Genomic DNA, 14,218 nt, shown 5'->3' on the forward strand with positions numbered 1-14,218 from the left:
GCATGGAACCGCCGCGCATCCACACGGGCGCCGAACTGGACGGCTACCTCATCGGTGAGCGCATCCACCGTGGCGGCATGGCCTCCCTGTGGGAGGTGACGCATCCCGGGATCAGCGGCCCCCTGATGATGAAGGTGCCGAAGATGTCCGAAGGCGTGGATCCCGCGGCCATCGTCGGATTCGAAATGGAACAGATGATCCTGCCGCGGCTCTCGGGCCCGCACGTTCCGCGCTTCGTGGCCCAGGGCGATTTCGGCGTCCAGCCTTACCTGGTGATGGAACGGATCCCCAGCCCCTCCCTGCTGCCCACCCTGGAGCGCCTGCCCCTGCCTTGGCCCGAAGTCGTCGCGCTCGGGAGAAGCATCGCCAACGCCCTGGACGACGTGCACCGGCAGCACCTCGTCCATCTCGACGTAAAGCCTTCCAATCTGCTCACGCGGCCCACCGGCGAGATCGTGCTCATCGATTTCGGGCTGTCCCATCACGACGAGCTCCCCGACCTCATGGGCGAGGAATTCCGCCTGCCCTACGGCACGGCCCCCTACATGGCGCCCGAGCAGGTGCTCGGCCACCGGCGCGACCCCCGCAGCGACCAGTTCGCCCTGGGCGTGCTCATGTATTTCTTCCTCACGGGGATGCGCCCCTTCGGCGATCCGCAGCGGCTCTCTGGCCTGAAGCGGCGGCTCTGGCGGGATCCCGTGCCCCCGCGCAAGCTCTGTCCGGACTGCCCACCCTGGCTTCAGGAAGTCATCCTGCGCTGCCTGGAAGTCCACCCCGCCTGGCGCTTCCCCACGGCGGCCCACCTGGCCGTGGCCCTCCAGCATCCCGACCAGGTCCGCCTGACGGCCCGTTCCGAGAAGCGGAAGCAGGACCCCTTCATGACGGTGCTCAGGCGCCGCTTCGCGGACCACCAGCTGGCCCTCCCAAAATCCCAGGCGCCCGCCCTGCATGAGCGCGATGCGCCCATCCTCGCCGTGGCCATCGACCTCTCATCCGAAGCCGCGCCCATCGCCGAACTGCTGCGCACCCTCGTCACGCGCATGCTCACCACCCTGCCGGGCGCGCGGGTGGCCTGCCTCAACGTCCTCAAGCAGGGCCGCATCACGCTGGATCAGACCCTGGATGCGAAGGGGCGGAACATCCACCACCAGCGCCTCGTCGAGCTTCGTGGCTGGGCGATGCCGTTGAACCTCGAGGAAAGTCGACTCACGTTCCACGTTCTCGAATCCCCCGATCCCGCCGCCGCCATCCTGCAGTACGTGAACGCGAACCACGTGGACCACCTGGTGATCGGCGCCCGGGCCAGCTCGCTGAGGCGCTCCCTCCTGGGCAGCGTGTCCAGCCAGGTCGCCGCCCAGGCGCCCTGCACCGTGACCGTCGCGCGCGGGCGCCGCCTTCGCAAGGGCGACTTCCTCGAAGTTTCCGAGGACGACGAAGGCGGCTCCTGGACCGTGGGCTAAATTTCAACGAGGCGGCCCCTGCACAACGAGTCTCTGGTTCCTCACAACACCTGCGTCGCGAGGGAAACCTGAGAAAAAAAAGCGCCCCGGAACCCGGGGCGCTTTCATCTCTTACGCGGCAGTCTACTCGGCGTCCTCGGCCTTGGGCTCGGGGAGGGTGTAGTCCACGAACTCGATGAGGGCCATGTCGGCCGCGTCGCCGAGGCGATGGGCCATCTTCAGGATGCGGGTGTAGCCACCGGGGCGGCTTTCGAAACGCTTGCGGAAGTCGGCGCCGAAGAGCTTCTGGACGGCGTCCTTGCTTCCGAGGCGGGCCATCGCCAGGCGGCGGTTGGCCACGGTGTCTTCCTTCGCGAGGGTGATGAAGGGCTCCACATAGCTGCGGAGTTCCTTCGCCTTCACGAGGGTGGTTTCGATGCGCTCGCTCTCGATGAGAGCGGTCGCGAGGTTCTTCATCAGGGCCTTGCGCTGGTTGGTGGTGCGGCCCAGGCGCTTGCCGGAAACGTTGTGACGCATGGGGGCTCCTTACACTTCCTGCTCGAGCCGCATGCCGAGGGAGAGGCCGATACGAGCGAGCTCGTCCTTGATCTCCTGGAGCGACTTCTTGCCGAAGTTCTTGGTTTTCATCAGCTCGGCCTCGGTCCGCTGGACCAGCTCGCCGATGGTGGTGATGTTGGCGTTGCGCAGGCAGTTATTGGCCCGCACGGAGAGTTCCAGTTCCTCGACGGACTTGCCAAGCCAGGTGTTGGCGGCTTCGCTGCCGAGGGTGGCTCCGCCCATCTCCATCTCGGTGAAGTCCTCGTCCTGACGGGCGAACACGAGGAAGTGGTCGCGCAGGATGAGGGCCGCGTCGGAGACGGCTTCCTTGGGATTGACGGCGCCGTTGGTCCAGACCTGCAGCGTGAGCTTCTCGTAATCGGTGCTCTGGCCCACGCGGGCGGGTTCCACGATGTAGTTCACGCGGAGGATGGGGCTGTGGTTCGCGTCCATGGGGATGAAGCCCAGACCGAGGCTTTCGTCATGGTTGCGGTCGGCGGTGACGAAACCGCGGCCCAGGCGGACCACCATTTCGATCTCCAGTTCGCCTTCCTCGCCCAGGGTGGCGATGTGGATGTTGGGATCCACGACTTCCACGTTCTGGTTGCAGCGGATGGCGGCGGAGGTCACCGTGCCCTCGCCCTTGGCGGAGATGGTCACCGTCTGGGGCTCGCTGCTGTGCAGCTTGAAGGGCACTTCCTTGAGGTTCAGGAGGACGTGGGTGATGTCCTCCCAGACGCCGGGAAGGGTGGTGAATTCGTGCATCACGCCCTTGATGCGGACGTTGGTGACGGCAGCGCCCTGGATGCTGCTGAGCAGCACCCGGCGGACACTGTGCCCGACGGTCGTGGCGAAGCCACGCTCGAAGGGGTAGGCCACGAACTCGCCGTAGGAATCCGTGAGGGACCCAGGGGTGACTTCGGCGAAGCGCGGCCTCTGGAAATCGCTGAGATTCAGCATCCTGCCCCCTTACTTGGAATAGAGCTCAACGATCAGCTGCTCGTTGATGTCGAGGGTGATGTCCTCGCGGGTCGGTGCGGCAAGCACCTGGCCCTTGAAGGCGGTGGCATCGAGGGTGAGCCACTTGGGGATGCCGCGACCAGCGGAGGTCTCGACGGAGGTCTTGACGCCGTCGTTCTCCTTGGCGCGAGCGCCCAGCTCCACCGCCTGGCCAGGTTTGACCTGGTAGGAGGGGATGTCCACCCGCTTGCCGTTGATCAGCACGTGGCCGTGCATGACCATCTGGCGCGCAGCCGACCGGCTGGGCGCGAAGCCCAGGCGGTAGATCACGTTGTCCAGGCGGCACTCGAGGAACCCGAGCAGGTTGTGACCCGTCACGCCCTTCTTGGCGTCGGCCTTCTCGAAGTAGTGGCGGAACTGCTTTTCAAGCACACCGTAGATGCGCTTCACCTTCTGCTTCTCGCGAAGCTGCAGGGCGTAGCCGGTGGGCTTCTTGATCTTGCCCGCGCCGTGCTGGCCGGGGATCTTGCCCTTGCGGGTCTCGAAGGAGCACTTCTCCTTGAAGCAGCGCTCGCCCTTGAGATAAAGCTTCATGCCCTCGCGGCGGCAGAGGCGGCAAACGGCGTCTGTGTAACGTGCCATGTCTCTCCTCCTCTCTTAAACCCGGCGCCGCTTGGGCGGCCGGCAGCCGTTGTGGGGGATGGGGGTGACGTCGCGGATGCTGGTCACCTGGATACCGGCGGCGTTGATCGCGCGGATGGCGCTCTCACGACCGGCACCGGGGCCCTTGACGCGAACATCAACCGAACGGACGCCCTGCTCCTTGGCGGCTTCGGCGCAGATGCCGGCGGCCACCTGGGCGGCGAAGGGCGTGCCCTTGCGGGTGCCGCGGAAGTTCTGGTTGCCGCTGGAAGCCCAGCAGAGCATGTTCCCCATCGGATCAGAGATGGAGATGATCGTGTTGTTGAAGGACGCCTGGACGTGAGCCACGCCGTGGGGAACGTTCTTCTTCTCTTTCTTCTTGACCACCTTCTTACCGGCGGTCCGGGTCTGGGTCTTGGCCATGTGCTCCTCGCCTTACTTCTTCTTGCCGGCTACGGTGCGTCGCTTGCCCTTGCGGGTGCGGGCGTTGGTGTGCGTGCGCTGGCCACGGACGGGGAGGCCCTTCCGGTGACGCAGGCCGCGGTAGCAGCCGATGTCCATGAGCCGCTTGATGTCGAGGGAGATGTTCTTGCGGAGGTCGCCCTCAACAGTCTCCTCGGCGGTGATGACGCGGCGGATGCGACCGACCTCATCCTCGGTCAGATCGCGCACCTTGGTGCCGAAATCAACCTTGGCGCGGGTCAGGATGCTGTGCGCCTTGGCGCGTCCGATGCCGAAAATGTAGGTGAGCGCGATCTCGATGCGCTTGCCGATGGGCAGATCAATACCTGCAATGCGTGCCATCGTGTCTCCTTAACCCTGACGCTGCTTGTGCTTGGGGTTCTTCTTGCAGATGATCCGGTTGATGCCTTCGCGGCGGACCACTTTGCAGTGCTCGCAGAGCTTCTTGATGGAGGGCCGTACTTTCATGGTGTCCTCTCGTTTACTTGAATCGGTAGATGATGCGGCCACGGGTGAGGTCGTAGGGGGTCACCTCCACGAGCACCCGGTCACCGGGAAGGATGCGGATGAAGTTCTTGCGCATCTTTCCGCTGATGTGCGCCAGCACCTGGTGTTTGTTCTCCAGTTCGACCCGGAATACCGCGTTCGGCAAGGCCTCGACCACTGTGGCTTCGAGCTCAATGGCTTCTTCTTTGCTCAAGCGCGTTCTCCGAAGACGTGATGCAGCGATTCAAACACCAGCTCCGGCGAGCGATTGCCATCCACGCTCCGGAAATTCGGCCGATGCTTGTAGAAGCCCAGGAGGGGTTGAAAGGTCGAGTTGAACTCGCCCATCCGGCTCTGGAAGGCTTCAGAGGTGTCGTCGGAACGGTGCTTCAGGGGACTTCCGCACACATCGCAGACACCGGCTTGCTTGGAAGGCTTGGTTTCCAGGTGGTAGATGGCGCCGCAGGCGTTGTTGCTGCAGAGGCGTCGGCCCACCACGCGGGCTTCCAGCACTTCCTGGGGGACATCGACCAGAACCACGTGCCCGACCTTCATGCCCTTGGAGGAGAGGAAGTCTTCCAGAGCTTGAGCTTGCTGCAGGGTGCGCGGGTATCCGTCGAACAACACGTCAGAGGTCTCGTCCAGCAGCCGCGCGAAGACAAGGCCGTTGACGGTGTCGTCGTCCACCAGTTTTCCTTCGGCCATAATGGCTTTCGCCCTAAGGCCGATCTCCGTTCCTTTCGAAACGGCATCTCTCAGAATGTCACCGGTTGACAGGTGAGTCAAAGAGAATGTTTCCACCAGGCGCTTGGCCTGGGTGCCCTTCCCGGAGCCCGGGGCCCCGAGGAGGATGTTCGCCGTCAGACTCATGCCTCACCCCTGCGGGTGGAACGACCGCGGATGCGGCCCTTCTCGAGGAATCCGTCGTAGCGGCGCATGACCAGCAGGCTTTCCAGCTGGGCCGCACTGTCCATGGCCACGCCCACCACGATCAGCAGGCTGGTGCCGCCGAAGTAGAAGTTGAGGCCCTGGATGTTGTTGGTGATGAGCAGGGGCACCAGGGAGACGGCCGCCAGGTAGACGGCGCCCACGAAGGTCAGCTTGGACAGGATGCCGTCCATGAAGATGCTGGTTTCCTTGCCGGGACGGATGCCCGGGATGTAGCCCCCGGACCGCTTCATGTTCTCGGCGGTCTCATCGGGATTGAAGACGATGCTGGTGTAGAAGAACGAGAAGAACACAACCACGCCCACGAAGACCGGCGTGTAGGTCCAGAAGTGAGTCTGGGGGCTGATGTAGGCCGAAACCTTGGCCAGCCATTCCCACTTGAAGTACTGGTTGATGGTCGCCGGGAAGAAGATCACCGAACTGGCGAAGATGACGGGCATCACGCCGGCGGTGTTCACCTTCAGGGGCATGTACGAGCTGCGCTGGCTGGACATGCCTGCCGAATCCGCACGGCGGGCGTAGTGGATGGGAATGCGCCGGTAGGCGTTTTCCACCATGACGACCGCCAGCAGCACCACGATCATGGCCGCGATGAGCAGGATGAAGATGCCGGGAGGCGGCACGTTGGGAGCGTTCTTCAGGGACTTGGTGATCAGCACCGTGAGGGTGGTCACGCCCTGGGGAAGTCCCGCGACGATGCCCGCGAAGATCAGCAGCGAAATGCCGTTGCCGATGCCGCGCTCGGTGATCTGTTCACCGATCCACATGACGAAGATGGTGCCCACGGACAGCGTGAAGGCCGCCAGGAAGCGGAAGGCCGTCGGGGAGATGGCGGTGGTCACCACCTCAAGTCCGGGCGCATTCTGGCTCTGGGCCAGGGACGCGATGCCCATGCCCTGGACAAAGGCCAGGAACACGGTCAGGTAGCGGGTCCACTGGTTGATCTTCTGCCTGCCGGCCTCGCCTTCCTTCTTCTGGAGGTTTTCCAGATAGGGCACCACGGCACCCATCAGCTGCAGCACGATGCTGGCCGTGATGTAGGGCGCGATGCCGAGGGCGAAGACGGAGAACTTCTTGAACGCACCACCGGAGAACAGGTCAACGACGTCGAAAAGGCCGCCCGCGCCGCGCTTGAGCGCGGCGGACAGGTTCTCGGCGTTCACCCCGGGCACGCTGACGTGCACGCCCAGCCGGTAGATCGCCAGCAGGAGCAGGGTGAAGAGGAGCCGCTTGCGCAGCTCCGGGATGGCGAAGAGGTTCCTGAGGCGGTTCATCGGCCGTTACTCGGCAGACTTCGCAGCGGGCTCCTGAATGGTGCCGCCCTTGGCCAGGATGGCTTCGCGGGCGCCCTTGGTGATGCGATCGGCCACGACGGTCACCTTGGTGGTGAGTTCGCCGCTGGCCAGCACCACGATCTTCTCCACGCGGGAGTTGACGAGCTTCTTCTCGCGAAGGGCCTCGAGGGTCACGGACTCGCCATCCTTGAAGTGGATGGAGATGAGGCCGAGGGTGATCTCCTTGGTCTCGGGGGCGAAGATGTTGGTGAAGCCGCGCTTGGGCAGACGGCGGACGAGGGGCATCTGGCCGCCCTCGAAACCGCGCTTGCTGCGATAGCCGGAGCGGGACTTCTGGCCCTTTTCGCCGCGACCGGAGGTCTTGCCGAGGCCTGAGCCCTTACCACGGCCGAGGCGCTTGCGGGACTTGGTGGCGCCCTCTGCGGGGCGGAGTTCGTTGAGCTTCATGACTTACCCCTTCACCTTGACGTCGATGAGATGGGGAACGAGCTTGACCATCCCGTGGACGTTGGGGGTGTATTCGCATTCGCGGGTATCGCCGGGACGCTTCAGGCAGAGGGTCTGCATGAAGGCGCGGTGCTTGGGAGTGGTGCAGATGATGGAGCGCTTGAGGGTCAGCACCACCTGCTTGCCGATGAACTGCGACATGTTAAACCTCCGCCTGATCCAGGCCCCGATTGGTCAGGACCGTGTAGGGATCCATGAGTTCCTTCAGTCCCTCGAAGGTGGCGCGAACCACGTTGTGGGGGTTGGAGGAGCCCAGGCTCTTCGTCATCACGTTATGGATGCCGGCGGCTTCCATGATCGCGCGGACCGCGGCGCCGGCGATGATGCCGGTGCCCTCGGGGGCGGGCTTCAGCAGCACGCTGCCGGAGCCGAAGATGCCCGTCACCGGGTGCGGCAGGCTGCCGTTCGAGGTGAGGGGAACACGGATCATGTTGCGCTTGGCGCTCTCGATGCCCTTCTTGATGGCGCTAGGCACTTCGAGGGCCTTGCCGAGACCGAAGCCGACCTTGCCGTTGCCGTCGCCCACCACTACCAGCGCGGAGAAGGAGAAGTTCTTGCCCCCCTTCACCACCTTGGTGACGCGGCCGACGTAGATGACCTGGTCCTTGAATTCCCCGGCTTCGGGGTTGCGGGATTCTTTGTTCTCTTTGAGCTCTGCAGTCGCCATGGTGATCCCCTAGAACTGGAGCCCGGCTTCGCGGGCGCTGTCAGCCAGCGCCTTGACGCGGCCGTGATAAACGTAGCCGTTCCGGTCGAACACCACGGCTGTGATGCCCTTCTCCTTCAGGCGAGCGGCAATGCTGGCACCGACGGCCTTCGCGGCCTCGATGTTGGCGCCGTTCTTGAGCGAAGCGCGGAGATCCTTCTCCAGGCTGCTGGCGGACGCGAGGGTGATGCCCTTGGTGTCGTCCACTGCCTGCACGTAGATGCGCTTCAGGCTCTTGTAGATGGTGAGCCGAGGCCGTTCGGGCGTGCCGCTCACGCGGCCGCGGATGCGGGCCTTGGTCTTATCGCGTCGAATTTGGATATCGTTCGCCATGAGTTCCCCTTACTTCCCGGTCTTGCCGGCCTTGCGGCGGATGACTTCGCCGGTGTACATGACGCCCTTGCCCTTGTAAGGCTCGGGCTTGCGGAATTTCCGGATGTCGGCGGCGACCTGGCCCACCAGCTGCCGGTCAATGCCGGTCACGACGATGTGGGTCGTCTTTTCGACGGCCATCTGGATGCCCGCGGGGGCTTCGTAGTTGATGGGGTGGCTGTAGCCGAGCTCGAGCTTGAGCTTGGCGCCCTCCATGGCGGCCTTGTAACCGACGCCGACGATGTCCAGTTCCTTCTTCCAGCCTTCGGTCACGCCGGTGACGGCGTTGCCGAGGAGGGCGCGGGTCAGGCCGTGGTAGGCACGGTTCTGGGGCTCATCGTTGACACGGGAGAGGACGACGGAGTCGGCCTGCACATCCAGGGTGATCCCGGCAGGGATCGGGCAGCTGAGCTTGCCCTTGGCGCCCTCGACGACGGCCTCGGACCCGGTGACTGTGACCTTCACGCCCTTGGGCAGCGTCACGGGCTTCTTTCCGATTCGAGACATGGTGAATTCCTTAGATGAGGGCGGAGAATCCGCCCATTTCAGGATGGGTTACCAGACGTGGGCGAGGACTTCGCCGCCGACGTTCTGCTTCTTGGCGTCCTTGCCCGTCAGGAGACCCTTCGGGGTGGACAGGATGGCGATGCCGAGGCCCCCGTGGACTTCGGGGATCTCCTGCGCACCGGAGTAGATGCGGAGGCCGGGACGGGACACGCGGCGCAGGCCGTGGATCACGTTCTCCTTGTCCTTCACGTACTTGAGGTTGAGGATGAGGTACACACGGCCCTCATGCTCGACCTGCTTGAAGGAGTGGATGTAGCCTTCCTGCTTCAAGATGCCGCAGAGACCGGCCTTGATCTTGGAGGCGGGCACCACCACGGCATCGTGACCGGCCATGATGCCGTTGCGGATGCGGGTGAGGTAATCAGCGATGGGATCGGTATGCATGGTCCCCTCTCCTACCAGCTGCTCTTCTGGACGCCCGGCAGTTCGCCATTCAGGGCGAACTTGCGGAAGCACAGACGGCAAAGTTCAAACTTGCGCATGAAGCCCCGGGGCCGGCCGCAGCACTTGCAACGGTTGCGGTGCTGGGTCGAGAACTTCGGCTTGCGCGAATCCTTGACGATTTTGGAAATCTTGGCCATCGGTATGATCTCCTTGGCTATTTGCGGAAGGGCATACCGAGGTGGGCCAGAAGGGCCCGCGCTTCGGTGTCGTTTGCCGCGGTGGTCACGAAGGTGATGTTCATGCCCTTCATCTTGTCCACCTTGGAGTAGTCGATCTCCTGGAAGATCAACTGGTCCTTGAGGCCCAGGGTGTAGTTGCCACGGCCGTCGAAGGACTTGGTGGGCACGCCGCGGAAATCGCGGACACGGGGAAGCGACAGCGTCACGAGGCGGTCGAAGAACTCCCACATGCGCTCGCCACGCAGGGTCACCATGCAGGCGATGGGCATGCCGGCGCGCAGCTTGAACTGGGCGACGCTCTTCTTGGCCTTGCGGACCACGGCCTTCTGCCCGGCGATGGCGGTCAGTTCGTCAACGGCCACATCCAGAACCTTGATGTTCTGAATGGCGTCGCCGACGCCCATGTTGATGACGATCTTCTGCAGGCGGGGCACCTGCATGGCAGAGGAGAAGGCGAACTCCTCCGTGAGCTTCGACACCACCTCCTGGTGGTAGCGAGCCTTGACGCGGGGCTCCGCGTGGCCTTGCTTGGCAGTCATGGATTCCTCCATTTCCGTGGGACGGCTATGCCCCAGGGGTTCGGGAGAGCGGGGGGGCTTGAGACGGCGGTCCGGCCCGTTTCCCCCCAACCTCAGTTGTCATGGCGCAGGATGCGCCGTGGAACTCCGTCCCGCGCACGGGACAGAATGATCATCTTCACACAGGACAAGGCCCCTGTGAAGCGGAATGCTTGAATTTCAAGTCAGAACAGAAGGTTCGGGCGTCCTGAACGCCTCGTCCCGGTAAGCCTGAGGAGGCTCAGCTTCCGAAGGCGCGGGGGACCGGGGGGAGGCTCCGGATCCGCGAGCTTGCGAGCGGGAGCAAGCAAGCTTGCGATATCCGGAGGCGCGCAGCGCGGAACCCCCGGAGAGAACTACACCCGCTTGCGCGTGCCCTTGCCGGTCTTGGGGTCGAGCATCATGACGTTGGAGGCGTGGAGCGGAGCCTCCTTCTCGATGATGCCGCCACCCTCGCCCGTCTGCGGGTTCGGCTTGGTGGCCTTCTTGATGATGTTCAGGCCGGCCACGGTCACGCTGTTCGTGCTCGGGCTGACCTTGGTGATCGTCCCCGTCTTGCCCTTTTCCTTGCCGGCAATGACGACGACCTGGTCGCCCTTCTTGAGCTTCATCTTGGTGGTGGTCGCTTCCATTACAGCACCTCAGGGGCGAGGGAGACGATCTTCATGTACTTCCGCTCGCGCAGTTCGCGGGCCACGGGGCCGAACACGCGGGTTCCGACGGGTTCGCCATCCTTCTTGATGATGACGGCGGCGTTCTCGTCGAAGCGGATGTAGGATCCGTCCTTGCGGCGGTAGGCCTTGCGCTGGCGGACGATGACCGCCTGGACGACGGCCTTCTTCTTGACGGTGCCGCCGGGGATCGCTTCCTTGACGGAGGCGGTGATCACGTCGCCAAGCTGGGCGATCTTGCCCACACCGCCACCCAGGGGCAGGATGCAGCAGATCTTCTTGGCGCCGGAGTTGTCGGCGACGGTGAGCATGGTTCCCATCTGAATCATGTGAGCTCCTTACTCGCCGGCCTTCTGGACGATCTCGAGGACCATCCAGCGCTTGCGCTTGGAAAGGGGGCGGGTCTCCACGATCTTGACCACGTCGCCGATGGAGCAGGCGTTGGTCTCGTCGTGAGCCATGAACTTGGCAGTCTGCTTGACCGTGCGGTGGTAGAGCGGGTGCTGGAACTTGCGCTCCACCTTCACCACCACCGTCTTGTCGGCCTTGTTGGAGACCACGATGCCGTTACGAGTCATCTTGTTTTCGAGGCTCATGGGATCTCCTAGGCCAGCTTGGTAGCCAGGGCGGTTTTGACGCGGGCGAGCTCACGGCGAGTCTTGCGGATCTCGGCGGTGTTCTCGACCTGGCCCACGGCGTGCTGGAAGCGGAGGGTGAAGCGCTTGGCGGCCAGTTCGGCCTCCAGCTGCGCCAGCTCCTCGACGCTCTTGCCGGTCAAATCGGAAAAGGGATTCTTCTTGGTCATGGCTCTCACTCCTCCGGCGGCGTGCGGCTGACGAACTCGGACGCCACGGACAGCTTCATCTGGGCCAGGCGCAGGGCCTCGCGTGCGATTTCCTCGGTCACACCTTCCATCTCGAAGAGGATGCGTCCGGGGCGGATCACCGCCACCCAGCCGTCCGGAGCTCCCTTGCCCGAGCCCATGCGGGTTTCCGCGGGCTTGGAGGTGGTCGGACGATCGGGGAAGATGCGGATCCAGATCTTGCCGCCGCGCTTGATGTGGCGGGTCATGGCGATACGGGCCGCTTCGATCTCACGGTTGGTGAGCCAGCAGTGCTCCATCGCCTTGAGGCCGAAATCACCGAAGGCGAGATCGTTGCCGCGGGTGGCGACGCCGCGGGTGCGGCCTTTCTGGGTTTTACGGTTCTTGACCTTCTTGGGCATCAGCATGGATTCACCTCAGCGCTTCACGGTCTCGGCAACCTGGTCGCCCAGGTTCACCCAAACCTTGATGCCGATGATCCCGTAGGTCGTATGGGCCTCGGCGAAACCGTAGTCAACGCCCGCGCGGATGGTCTGCAGGGGCATCTGGCCGGAGAGGTAGTCCTCGGTCCGGGCGATCTCGGCGCCGTTCAGGCGGCCGGCGACCTTGATCTTGAAGCCCTTCGCGCCGAAGCGGATGGCGGCCTCTTCCGCCTTGCGCATGGCGCGGCGGAAGGCGATGCGGCGCTCGAGCTGCTGGGCGACGCCCTCGGCCACGAGCTGGGCATCGACCTCAGGCTTCTTGATCTCCTGGATGTCGACGGACACGGGGCGGTTGAGACGCTTCTGCAGGTCCTCGCGCAGCTTGTCGATCTCAGCCCCCTTGCGGCCGATGACGATGCCGGGGCGGGCGGTGAAGATGCGCACGGTGACCTTGTCGGCGGCGCGCTCGATGTCGATCTTCGAGATCATCGCGTTGAGGCTGTGCAGCTGCTTCTTGAGTTCGCGGCGGAGCTTGATGTCTTCGTGGAGCAGCGTGGCGTAGTCGCGCTTGGAGAACCACTTGCTGTGCCAGTTCTTCTGATAGATGAGGCGGAACCCGTACGGGTGAACCTTCTGACCCATGACTACTCCTCCCCGGCCGCGGACGCGAGCTGGATGGTGATGTGGCAGGTGCGCTTCTGGACCCGGTAGGCGCGGCCCATGGGCGCAGGGCGGACGCGCTTCATGCGGAAGCCTTCGTCCACGAACGCGGCCTTCACGAGCAGCTGGTCCGGGTTCACCGAAGGATTCTTGTCGATGGCGTTGGCCACGGCGGAATCGAGGAGCTTGCGGATGGGGGCGGCGGCGTACTTCTTGGCCTGCGCGAGCACCCACTGGGCCTCGCCGACGTGCTTGCCGCGGATCAAGTCCACCACGAGGCGGGCCTTCTGGGCCGAACCGCGCAGGTGGCGAACGGTGGCGCTGGAAACGATCTCAGCCATCGCTACTTCCCCTTCGCCTTGGTGTCGGCCTTGCCAGCGTGACCCTTGAAGGTGCGGGTCAGGGCGAATTCGCCCAGCTTGTGGCCGATCATGTTCTCGGTGACATACACAGGAATGAACTTGTTGCCGTTGTGCACGGCGAGGGTCAGTCCGATCATCTGCGGGACGACCGTCGACCGGCGCGACCAGGTCTTGATCACGCGCTTGTCGTTGGCGGCCGAGGCGACTTCCACCTTCTTCTGGAGGTGGGCGTCAATGAACGGGCCTTTTTTCAGGGATCGTGCCATTGTCGTGTCTCCTAGTTGATCCGCTTGACGATGAACTTGTCCGTGCGACGGTTGCCACGGGTCTTGTATCCGCGAGTCGGCTGGCCCCAGGGCGTCACAGGGTGACGGCCACCGGAGGTGCGACCCTCACCACCACCGTGCGGGTGGTCGACGGGGTTCATGACCACGCCGCGGACGGTCGGGCGGATGCCCTTCCAGCGGGTGCGGCCGGCCTTGCCGATCTGGATGTTCTCGTGCTGCAGGTTGCCGACGGTGCCGATGGTCGCGTAGCAGTCCAGGTGGATCTTGCGGATCTCGCCGGAGGGCATGCGGAGCTGGGCGTAGTCGTCTTCCTTGGCCACGAGCTGGGCGAAGGTGCCGGCGGCGCGGGCGATCTGGCCGCCCTTGCCGGGCTTCATCTCGATGTTGTGCAGGATGTTGCCCACGGGGATGTTCCGCAGGGGCAGCGCGTTGCCCACCAGGATGTCGGCGTTCTTGCCGGCCACCACGGTGCGGCCCACTTCCAGGCCATCGGGGGCCAGGATGTAGCGCTTCTCGCCGTCCGCGTAGACGAGGAGGGCGATGCGGGCGGTGCGGTTGGGGTCGTACTCGATGGTCGCGACCTTGGCGGGGACTTCGAGCTTGTTGCGCTTGAAGTCGATGATGCGGTACTGGCGCTTGTGGCCACCGCCGATGTGGCGGGTGGTGATCCGGCCGGTGTTGGAGCGACCTCCAGTGCGGTTCCTCTTGGCAATCAACGAACGCTCAGGCGTGTCCGTGGTGATTTCCTCGAAGCCGAACTTGGACATGCCGCGCTGACCGGGGGTCGTGGGCTTGAGCTGCTTGATGCTCATGGTTGTCCTCTTGCCTCAGGGTTGAAAGGGGCGGGCGATAGTGGGCAAAGCTTTTCCGT

Annotated in this window: 27 protein-coding genes; 1 reads left to right on the forward strand and 26 read right to left on the reverse strand. The window is 64.1% G+C overall.

Annotation, left to right across the window (positions count from 1 at the left end; all coding sequences use genetic code 11):
- The first annotated feature begins 2 nt into the window (after positions 1 to 2).
- Positions 3 to 1,460 carry a serine/threonine protein kinase gene (locus QSJ34_RS15015; protein WP_285576754.1) on the forward strand — a complete coding sequence of 486 codons (1,458 nt, stop codon included), beginning with the start codon at positions 3 to 5 and terminating at the stop codon, positions 1,458 to 1,460.
- 123 nt (positions 1,461 to 1,583) lie between these two features.
- Here the strand turns inward: QSJ34_RS15015 and rplQ are convergent, their stop codons facing one another.
- The 26 genes from rplQ to rplB form a co-directional block, all read right to left on the reverse strand.
- Positions 1,584 to 1,976, reverse strand: a complete 393-nt coding sequence (gene rplQ / locus QSJ34_RS15020; protein ID WP_285576755.1) for a 50S ribosomal protein L17 — start codon at positions 1,974 to 1,976, stop codon at positions 1,584 to 1,586.
- A gap of 9 nt (positions 1,977 to 1,985) precedes the next feature.
- Positions 1,986 to 2,957 (reverse strand): DNA-directed RNA polymerase subunit alpha, encoded by a 972-nt coding sequence (locus tag QSJ34_RS15025; RefSeq protein WP_285576757.1) that lies wholly within the window; start codon positions 2,955 to 2,957, stop codon positions 1,986 to 1,988.
- A gap of 9 nt (positions 2,958 to 2,966) precedes the next feature.
- A complete protein-coding gene (rpsD, locus tag QSJ34_RS15030; RefSeq protein ID WP_285576759.1) occupies positions 2,967 to 3,599 on the reverse strand; it encodes a 30S ribosomal protein S4 in 633 nt (210 codons plus the stop codon).
- Positions 3,600 to 3,614: 15 nt separating this feature from the next.
- Positions 3,615 to 4,022: a 30S ribosomal protein S11 gene (gene rpsK / locus QSJ34_RS15035; RefSeq protein ID WP_285576761.1), complete on the reverse strand. Its 408-nt coding sequence runs from the start codon at positions 4,020 to 4,022 to the stop codon at positions 3,615 to 3,617.
- A gap of 12 nt (positions 4,023 to 4,034) precedes the next feature.
- The gene (rpsM, locus tag QSJ34_RS15040) at positions 4,035 to 4,403 is read right to left on the reverse strand and encodes a 30S ribosomal protein S13 (protein ID WP_285576764.1); all 369 of its coding nucleotides are present in this window, start codon (positions 4,401 to 4,403) and stop codon (positions 4,035 to 4,037) included.
- 9 nt (positions 4,404 to 4,412) lie between these two features.
- Complete coding sequence (rpmJ, locus tag QSJ34_RS15045; RefSeq protein ID WP_243288424.1) at positions 4,413 to 4,529, reverse strand: 50S ribosomal protein L36; 117 nt, start codon at positions 4,527 to 4,529, stop codon at positions 4,413 to 4,415.
- Positions 4,530 to 4,542: 13 nt separating this feature from the next.
- On the reverse strand, positions 4,543 to 4,761 hold the full coding sequence (gene infA, locus QSJ34_RS15050; protein ID WP_026852734.1) for a translation initiation factor IF-1: 219 nt from the start codon (positions 4,759 to 4,761) through the stop codon (positions 4,543 to 4,545).
- Entirely contained in the window at positions 4,758 to 5,417 is a 660-nt protein-coding gene (locus QSJ34_RS15055) for an adenylate kinase (RefSeq protein ID WP_285576766.1), read from the reverse strand. The genes infA and QSJ34_RS15055 overlap by 4 nt, the downstream gene beginning before the upstream one ends.
- A complete protein-coding gene (gene secY, locus QSJ34_RS15060) occupies positions 5,414 to 6,769 on the reverse strand; it encodes a preprotein translocase subunit SecY (RefSeq protein ID WP_285576768.1) in 1,356 nt (451 codons plus the stop codon). The genes QSJ34_RS15055 and secY overlap by 4 nt, the downstream gene beginning before the upstream one ends.
- Positions 6,770 to 6,775: 6 nt before the next feature.
- Positions 6,776 to 7,237, reverse strand: coding sequence for a 50S ribosomal protein L15 (rplO, locus tag QSJ34_RS15065; protein ID WP_285576770.1), 462 nt, complete (start codon positions 7,235 to 7,237; stop codon positions 6,776 to 6,778).
- Between the two features lie 3 nt (positions 7,238 to 7,240).
- Positions 7,241 to 7,438, reverse strand: coding sequence for an uL30 family ribosomal protein (locus QSJ34_RS15070; protein WP_285576771.1), 198 nt, complete (start codon positions 7,436 to 7,438; stop codon positions 7,241 to 7,243).
- A 1-nt stretch (position 7,439) separates the two neighbouring features.
- A complete protein-coding gene (gene rpsE / locus QSJ34_RS15075) occupies positions 7,440 to 7,964 on the reverse strand; it encodes a 30S ribosomal protein S5 (RefSeq protein ID WP_285576773.1) in 525 nt (174 codons plus the stop codon).
- A 9-nt stretch (positions 7,965 to 7,973) separates the two neighbouring features.
- Positions 7,974 to 8,336 carry a 50S ribosomal protein L18 gene (gene rplR, locus QSJ34_RS15080; RefSeq protein ID WP_285576775.1) on the reverse strand — a complete coding sequence of 121 codons (363 nt, stop codon included), beginning with the start codon at positions 8,334 to 8,336 and terminating at the stop codon, positions 7,974 to 7,976.
- A 9-nt stretch (positions 8,337 to 8,345) separates the two neighbouring features.
- On the reverse strand, positions 8,346 to 8,882 hold the full coding sequence (gene rplF, locus QSJ34_RS15085; RefSeq protein ID WP_285576777.1) for a 50S ribosomal protein L6: 537 nt from the start codon (positions 8,880 to 8,882) through the stop codon (positions 8,346 to 8,348).
- 48 nt (positions 8,883 to 8,930) lie between these two features.
- Complete coding sequence (rpsH, locus tag QSJ34_RS15090; RefSeq protein ID WP_285576779.1) at positions 8,931 to 9,326, reverse strand: 30S ribosomal protein S8; 396 nt, start codon at positions 9,324 to 9,326, stop codon at positions 8,931 to 8,933.
- 11 nt (positions 9,327 to 9,337) lie between these two features.
- A complete protein-coding gene (locus QSJ34_RS15095) occupies positions 9,338 to 9,523 on the reverse strand; it encodes a type Z 30S ribosomal protein S14 (RefSeq protein WP_026852743.1) in 186 nt (61 codons plus the stop codon).
- A 17-nt stretch (positions 9,524 to 9,540) separates the two neighbouring features.
- Positions 9,541 to 10,104: a 50S ribosomal protein L5 gene (gene rplE / locus QSJ34_RS15100; protein WP_285576780.1), complete on the reverse strand. Its 564-nt coding sequence runs from the start codon at positions 10,102 to 10,104 to the stop codon at positions 9,541 to 9,543.
- Positions 10,105 to 10,478: 374 nt separating this feature from the next.
- Complete coding sequence (gene rplX / locus QSJ34_RS15105) at positions 10,479 to 10,754, reverse strand: 50S ribosomal protein L24 (RefSeq protein WP_285576782.1); 276 nt, start codon at positions 10,752 to 10,754, stop codon at positions 10,479 to 10,481.
- Entirely contained in the window at positions 10,754 to 11,122 is a 369-nt protein-coding gene (rplN, locus tag QSJ34_RS15110) for a 50S ribosomal protein L14 (RefSeq protein ID WP_026852746.1), read from the reverse strand. Before rplN ends, rplX begins: the two co-directional genes overlap by 1 nt.
- A 9-nt stretch (positions 11,123 to 11,131) precedes the next feature.
- Complete coding sequence (rpsQ, locus tag QSJ34_RS15115; RefSeq protein ID WP_285576784.1) at positions 11,132 to 11,389, reverse strand: 30S ribosomal protein S17; 258 nt, start codon at positions 11,387 to 11,389, stop codon at positions 11,132 to 11,134.
- A gap of 8 nt (positions 11,390 to 11,397) precedes the next feature.
- Positions 11,398 to 11,598, reverse strand: coding sequence for a 50S ribosomal protein L29 (gene rpmC, locus QSJ34_RS15120; RefSeq protein WP_026852748.1), 201 nt, complete (start codon positions 11,596 to 11,598; stop codon positions 11,398 to 11,400).
- A 5-nt stretch (positions 11,599 to 11,603) separates the two neighbouring features.
- Positions 11,604 to 12,023 (reverse strand): 50S ribosomal protein L16, encoded by a 420-nt coding sequence (gene rplP, locus QSJ34_RS15125; protein WP_285576787.1) that lies wholly within the window; start codon positions 12,021 to 12,023, stop codon positions 11,604 to 11,606.
- Positions 12,024 to 12,032: 9 nt separating this feature from the next.
- Positions 12,033 to 12,680 carry a 30S ribosomal protein S3 gene (rpsC, locus tag QSJ34_RS15130; protein ID WP_285576789.1) on the reverse strand — a complete coding sequence of 216 codons (648 nt, stop codon included), beginning with the start codon at positions 12,678 to 12,680 and terminating at the stop codon, positions 12,033 to 12,035.
- A gap of 2 nt (positions 12,681 to 12,682) precedes the next feature.
- Complete coding sequence (rplV, locus tag QSJ34_RS15135) at positions 12,683 to 13,039, reverse strand: 50S ribosomal protein L22 (protein ID WP_285576791.1); 357 nt, start codon at positions 13,037 to 13,039, stop codon at positions 12,683 to 12,685.
- 2 nt (positions 13,040 to 13,041) lie between these two features.
- On the reverse strand, positions 13,042 to 13,326 hold the full coding sequence (rpsS, locus tag QSJ34_RS15140) for a 30S ribosomal protein S19 (RefSeq protein WP_285576793.1): 285 nt from the start codon (positions 13,324 to 13,326) through the stop codon (positions 13,042 to 13,044).
- An 11-nt stretch (positions 13,327 to 13,337) separates the two neighbouring features.
- Positions 13,338 to 14,159, reverse strand: a complete 822-nt coding sequence (gene rplB, locus QSJ34_RS15145) for a 50S ribosomal protein L2 (protein ID WP_285576795.1) — start codon at positions 14,157 to 14,159, stop codon at positions 13,338 to 13,340.
- Positions 14,160 to 14,218 lie beyond the last annotated feature (59 nt).

Source organism: Geothrix limicola, assembly GCF_030268085.1.
GTDB lineage: Bacteria > Acidobacteriota > Holophagae > Holophagales > Holophagaceae > Geothrix > Geothrix limicola.

Coding starts and splice junctions, on each gene's coding strand:
- QSJ34_RS15015 (WP_285576754.1), top strand. CDS start 3: ATGGAACCGCCGCGCATCCACACGGGCGCCGAACTGGACGGCTACCTC.
- rplQ (WP_285576755.1), bottom strand. CDS start 1,976: ATGCGTCACAACGTTTCCGGCAAGCGCCTGGGCCGCACCACCAACCAG.
- QSJ34_RS15025 (WP_285576757.1), bottom strand. CDS start 2,957: ATGCTGAATCTCAGCGATTTCCAGAGGCCGCGCTTCGCCGAAGTCACC.
- rpsD (WP_285576759.1), bottom strand. CDS start 3,599: ATGGCACGTTACACAGACGCCGTTTGCCGCCTCTGCCGCCGCGAGGGC.
- rpsK (WP_285576761.1), bottom strand. CDS start 4,022: ATGGCCAAGACCCAGACCCGGACCGCCGGTAAGAAGGTGGTCAAGAAG.
- rpsM (WP_285576764.1), bottom strand. CDS start 4,403: ATGGCACGCATTGCAGGTATTGATCTGCCCATCGGCAAGCGCATCGAG.
- rpmJ (WP_243288424.1), bottom strand. CDS start 4,529: ATGAAAGTACGGCCCTCCATCAAGAAGCTCTGCGAGCACTGCAAAGTG.
- QSJ34_RS15055 (WP_285576766.1), bottom strand. CDS start 5,417: ATGAGTCTGACGGCGAACATCCTCCTCGGGGCCCCGGGCTCCGGGAAG.
- secY (WP_285576768.1), bottom strand. CDS start 6,769: ATGAACCGCCTCAGGAACCTCTTCGCCATCCCGGAGCTGCGCAAGCGG.
- rplO (WP_285576770.1), bottom strand. CDS start 7,237: ATGAAGCTCAACGAACTCCGCCCCGCAGAGGGCGCCACCAAGTCCCGC.
- QSJ34_RS15070 (WP_285576771.1), bottom strand. CDS start 7,438: ATGTCGCAGTTCATCGGCAAGCAGGTGGTGCTGACCCTCAAGCGCTCC.
- rpsE (WP_285576773.1), bottom strand. CDS start 7,964: ATGGCGACTGCAGAGCTCAAAGAGAACAAAGAATCCCGCAACCCCGAA.
- rplR (WP_285576775.1), bottom strand. CDS start 8,336: ATGGCGAACGATATCCAAATTCGACGCGATAAGACCAAGGCCCGCATC.
- rplF (WP_285576777.1), bottom strand. CDS start 8,882: ATGTCTCGAATCGGAAAGAAGCCCGTGACGCTGCCCAAGGGCGTGAAG.
- rpsH (WP_285576779.1), bottom strand. CDS start 9,326: ATGCATACCGATCCCATCGCTGATTACCTCACCCGCATCCGCAACGGC.
- QSJ34_RS15095 (WP_026852743.1), bottom strand. CDS start 9,523: ATGGCCAAGATTTCCAAAATCGTCAAGGATTCGCGCAAGCCGAAGTTC.
- rplE (WP_285576780.1), bottom strand. CDS start 10,104: ATGACTGCCAAGCAAGGCCACGCGGAGCCCCGCGTCAAGGCTCGCTAC.
- rplX (WP_285576782.1), bottom strand. CDS start 10,754: ATGGAAGCGACCACCACCAAGATGAAGCTCAAGAAGGGCGACCAGGTC.
- rplN (WP_026852746.1), bottom strand. CDS start 11,122: ATGATTCAGATGGGAACCATGCTCACCGTCGCCGACAACTCCGGCGCC.
- rpsQ (WP_285576784.1), bottom strand. CDS start 11,389: ATGAGCCTCGAAAACAAGATGACTCGTAACGGCATCGTGGTCTCCAAC.
- rpmC (WP_026852748.1), bottom strand. CDS start 11,598: ATGACCAAGAAGAATCCCTTTTCCGATTTGACCGGCAAGAGCGTCGAG.
- rplP (WP_285576787.1), bottom strand. CDS start 12,023: ATGCTGATGCCCAAGAAGGTCAAGAACCGTAAAACCCAGAAAGGCCGC.
- rpsC (WP_285576789.1), bottom strand. CDS start 12,680: ATGGGTCAGAAGGTTCACCCGTACGGGTTCCGCCTCATCTATCAGAAG.
- rplV (WP_285576791.1), bottom strand. CDS start 13,039: ATGGCTGAGATCGTTTCCAGCGCCACCGTTCGCCACCTGCGCGGTTCG.
- rpsS (WP_285576793.1), bottom strand. CDS start 13,326: ATGGCACGATCCCTGAAAAAAGGCCCGTTCATTGACGCCCACCTCCAG.
- rplB (WP_285576795.1), bottom strand. CDS start 14,159: ATGAGCATCAAGCAGCTCAAGCCCACGACCCCCGGTCAGCGCGGCATG.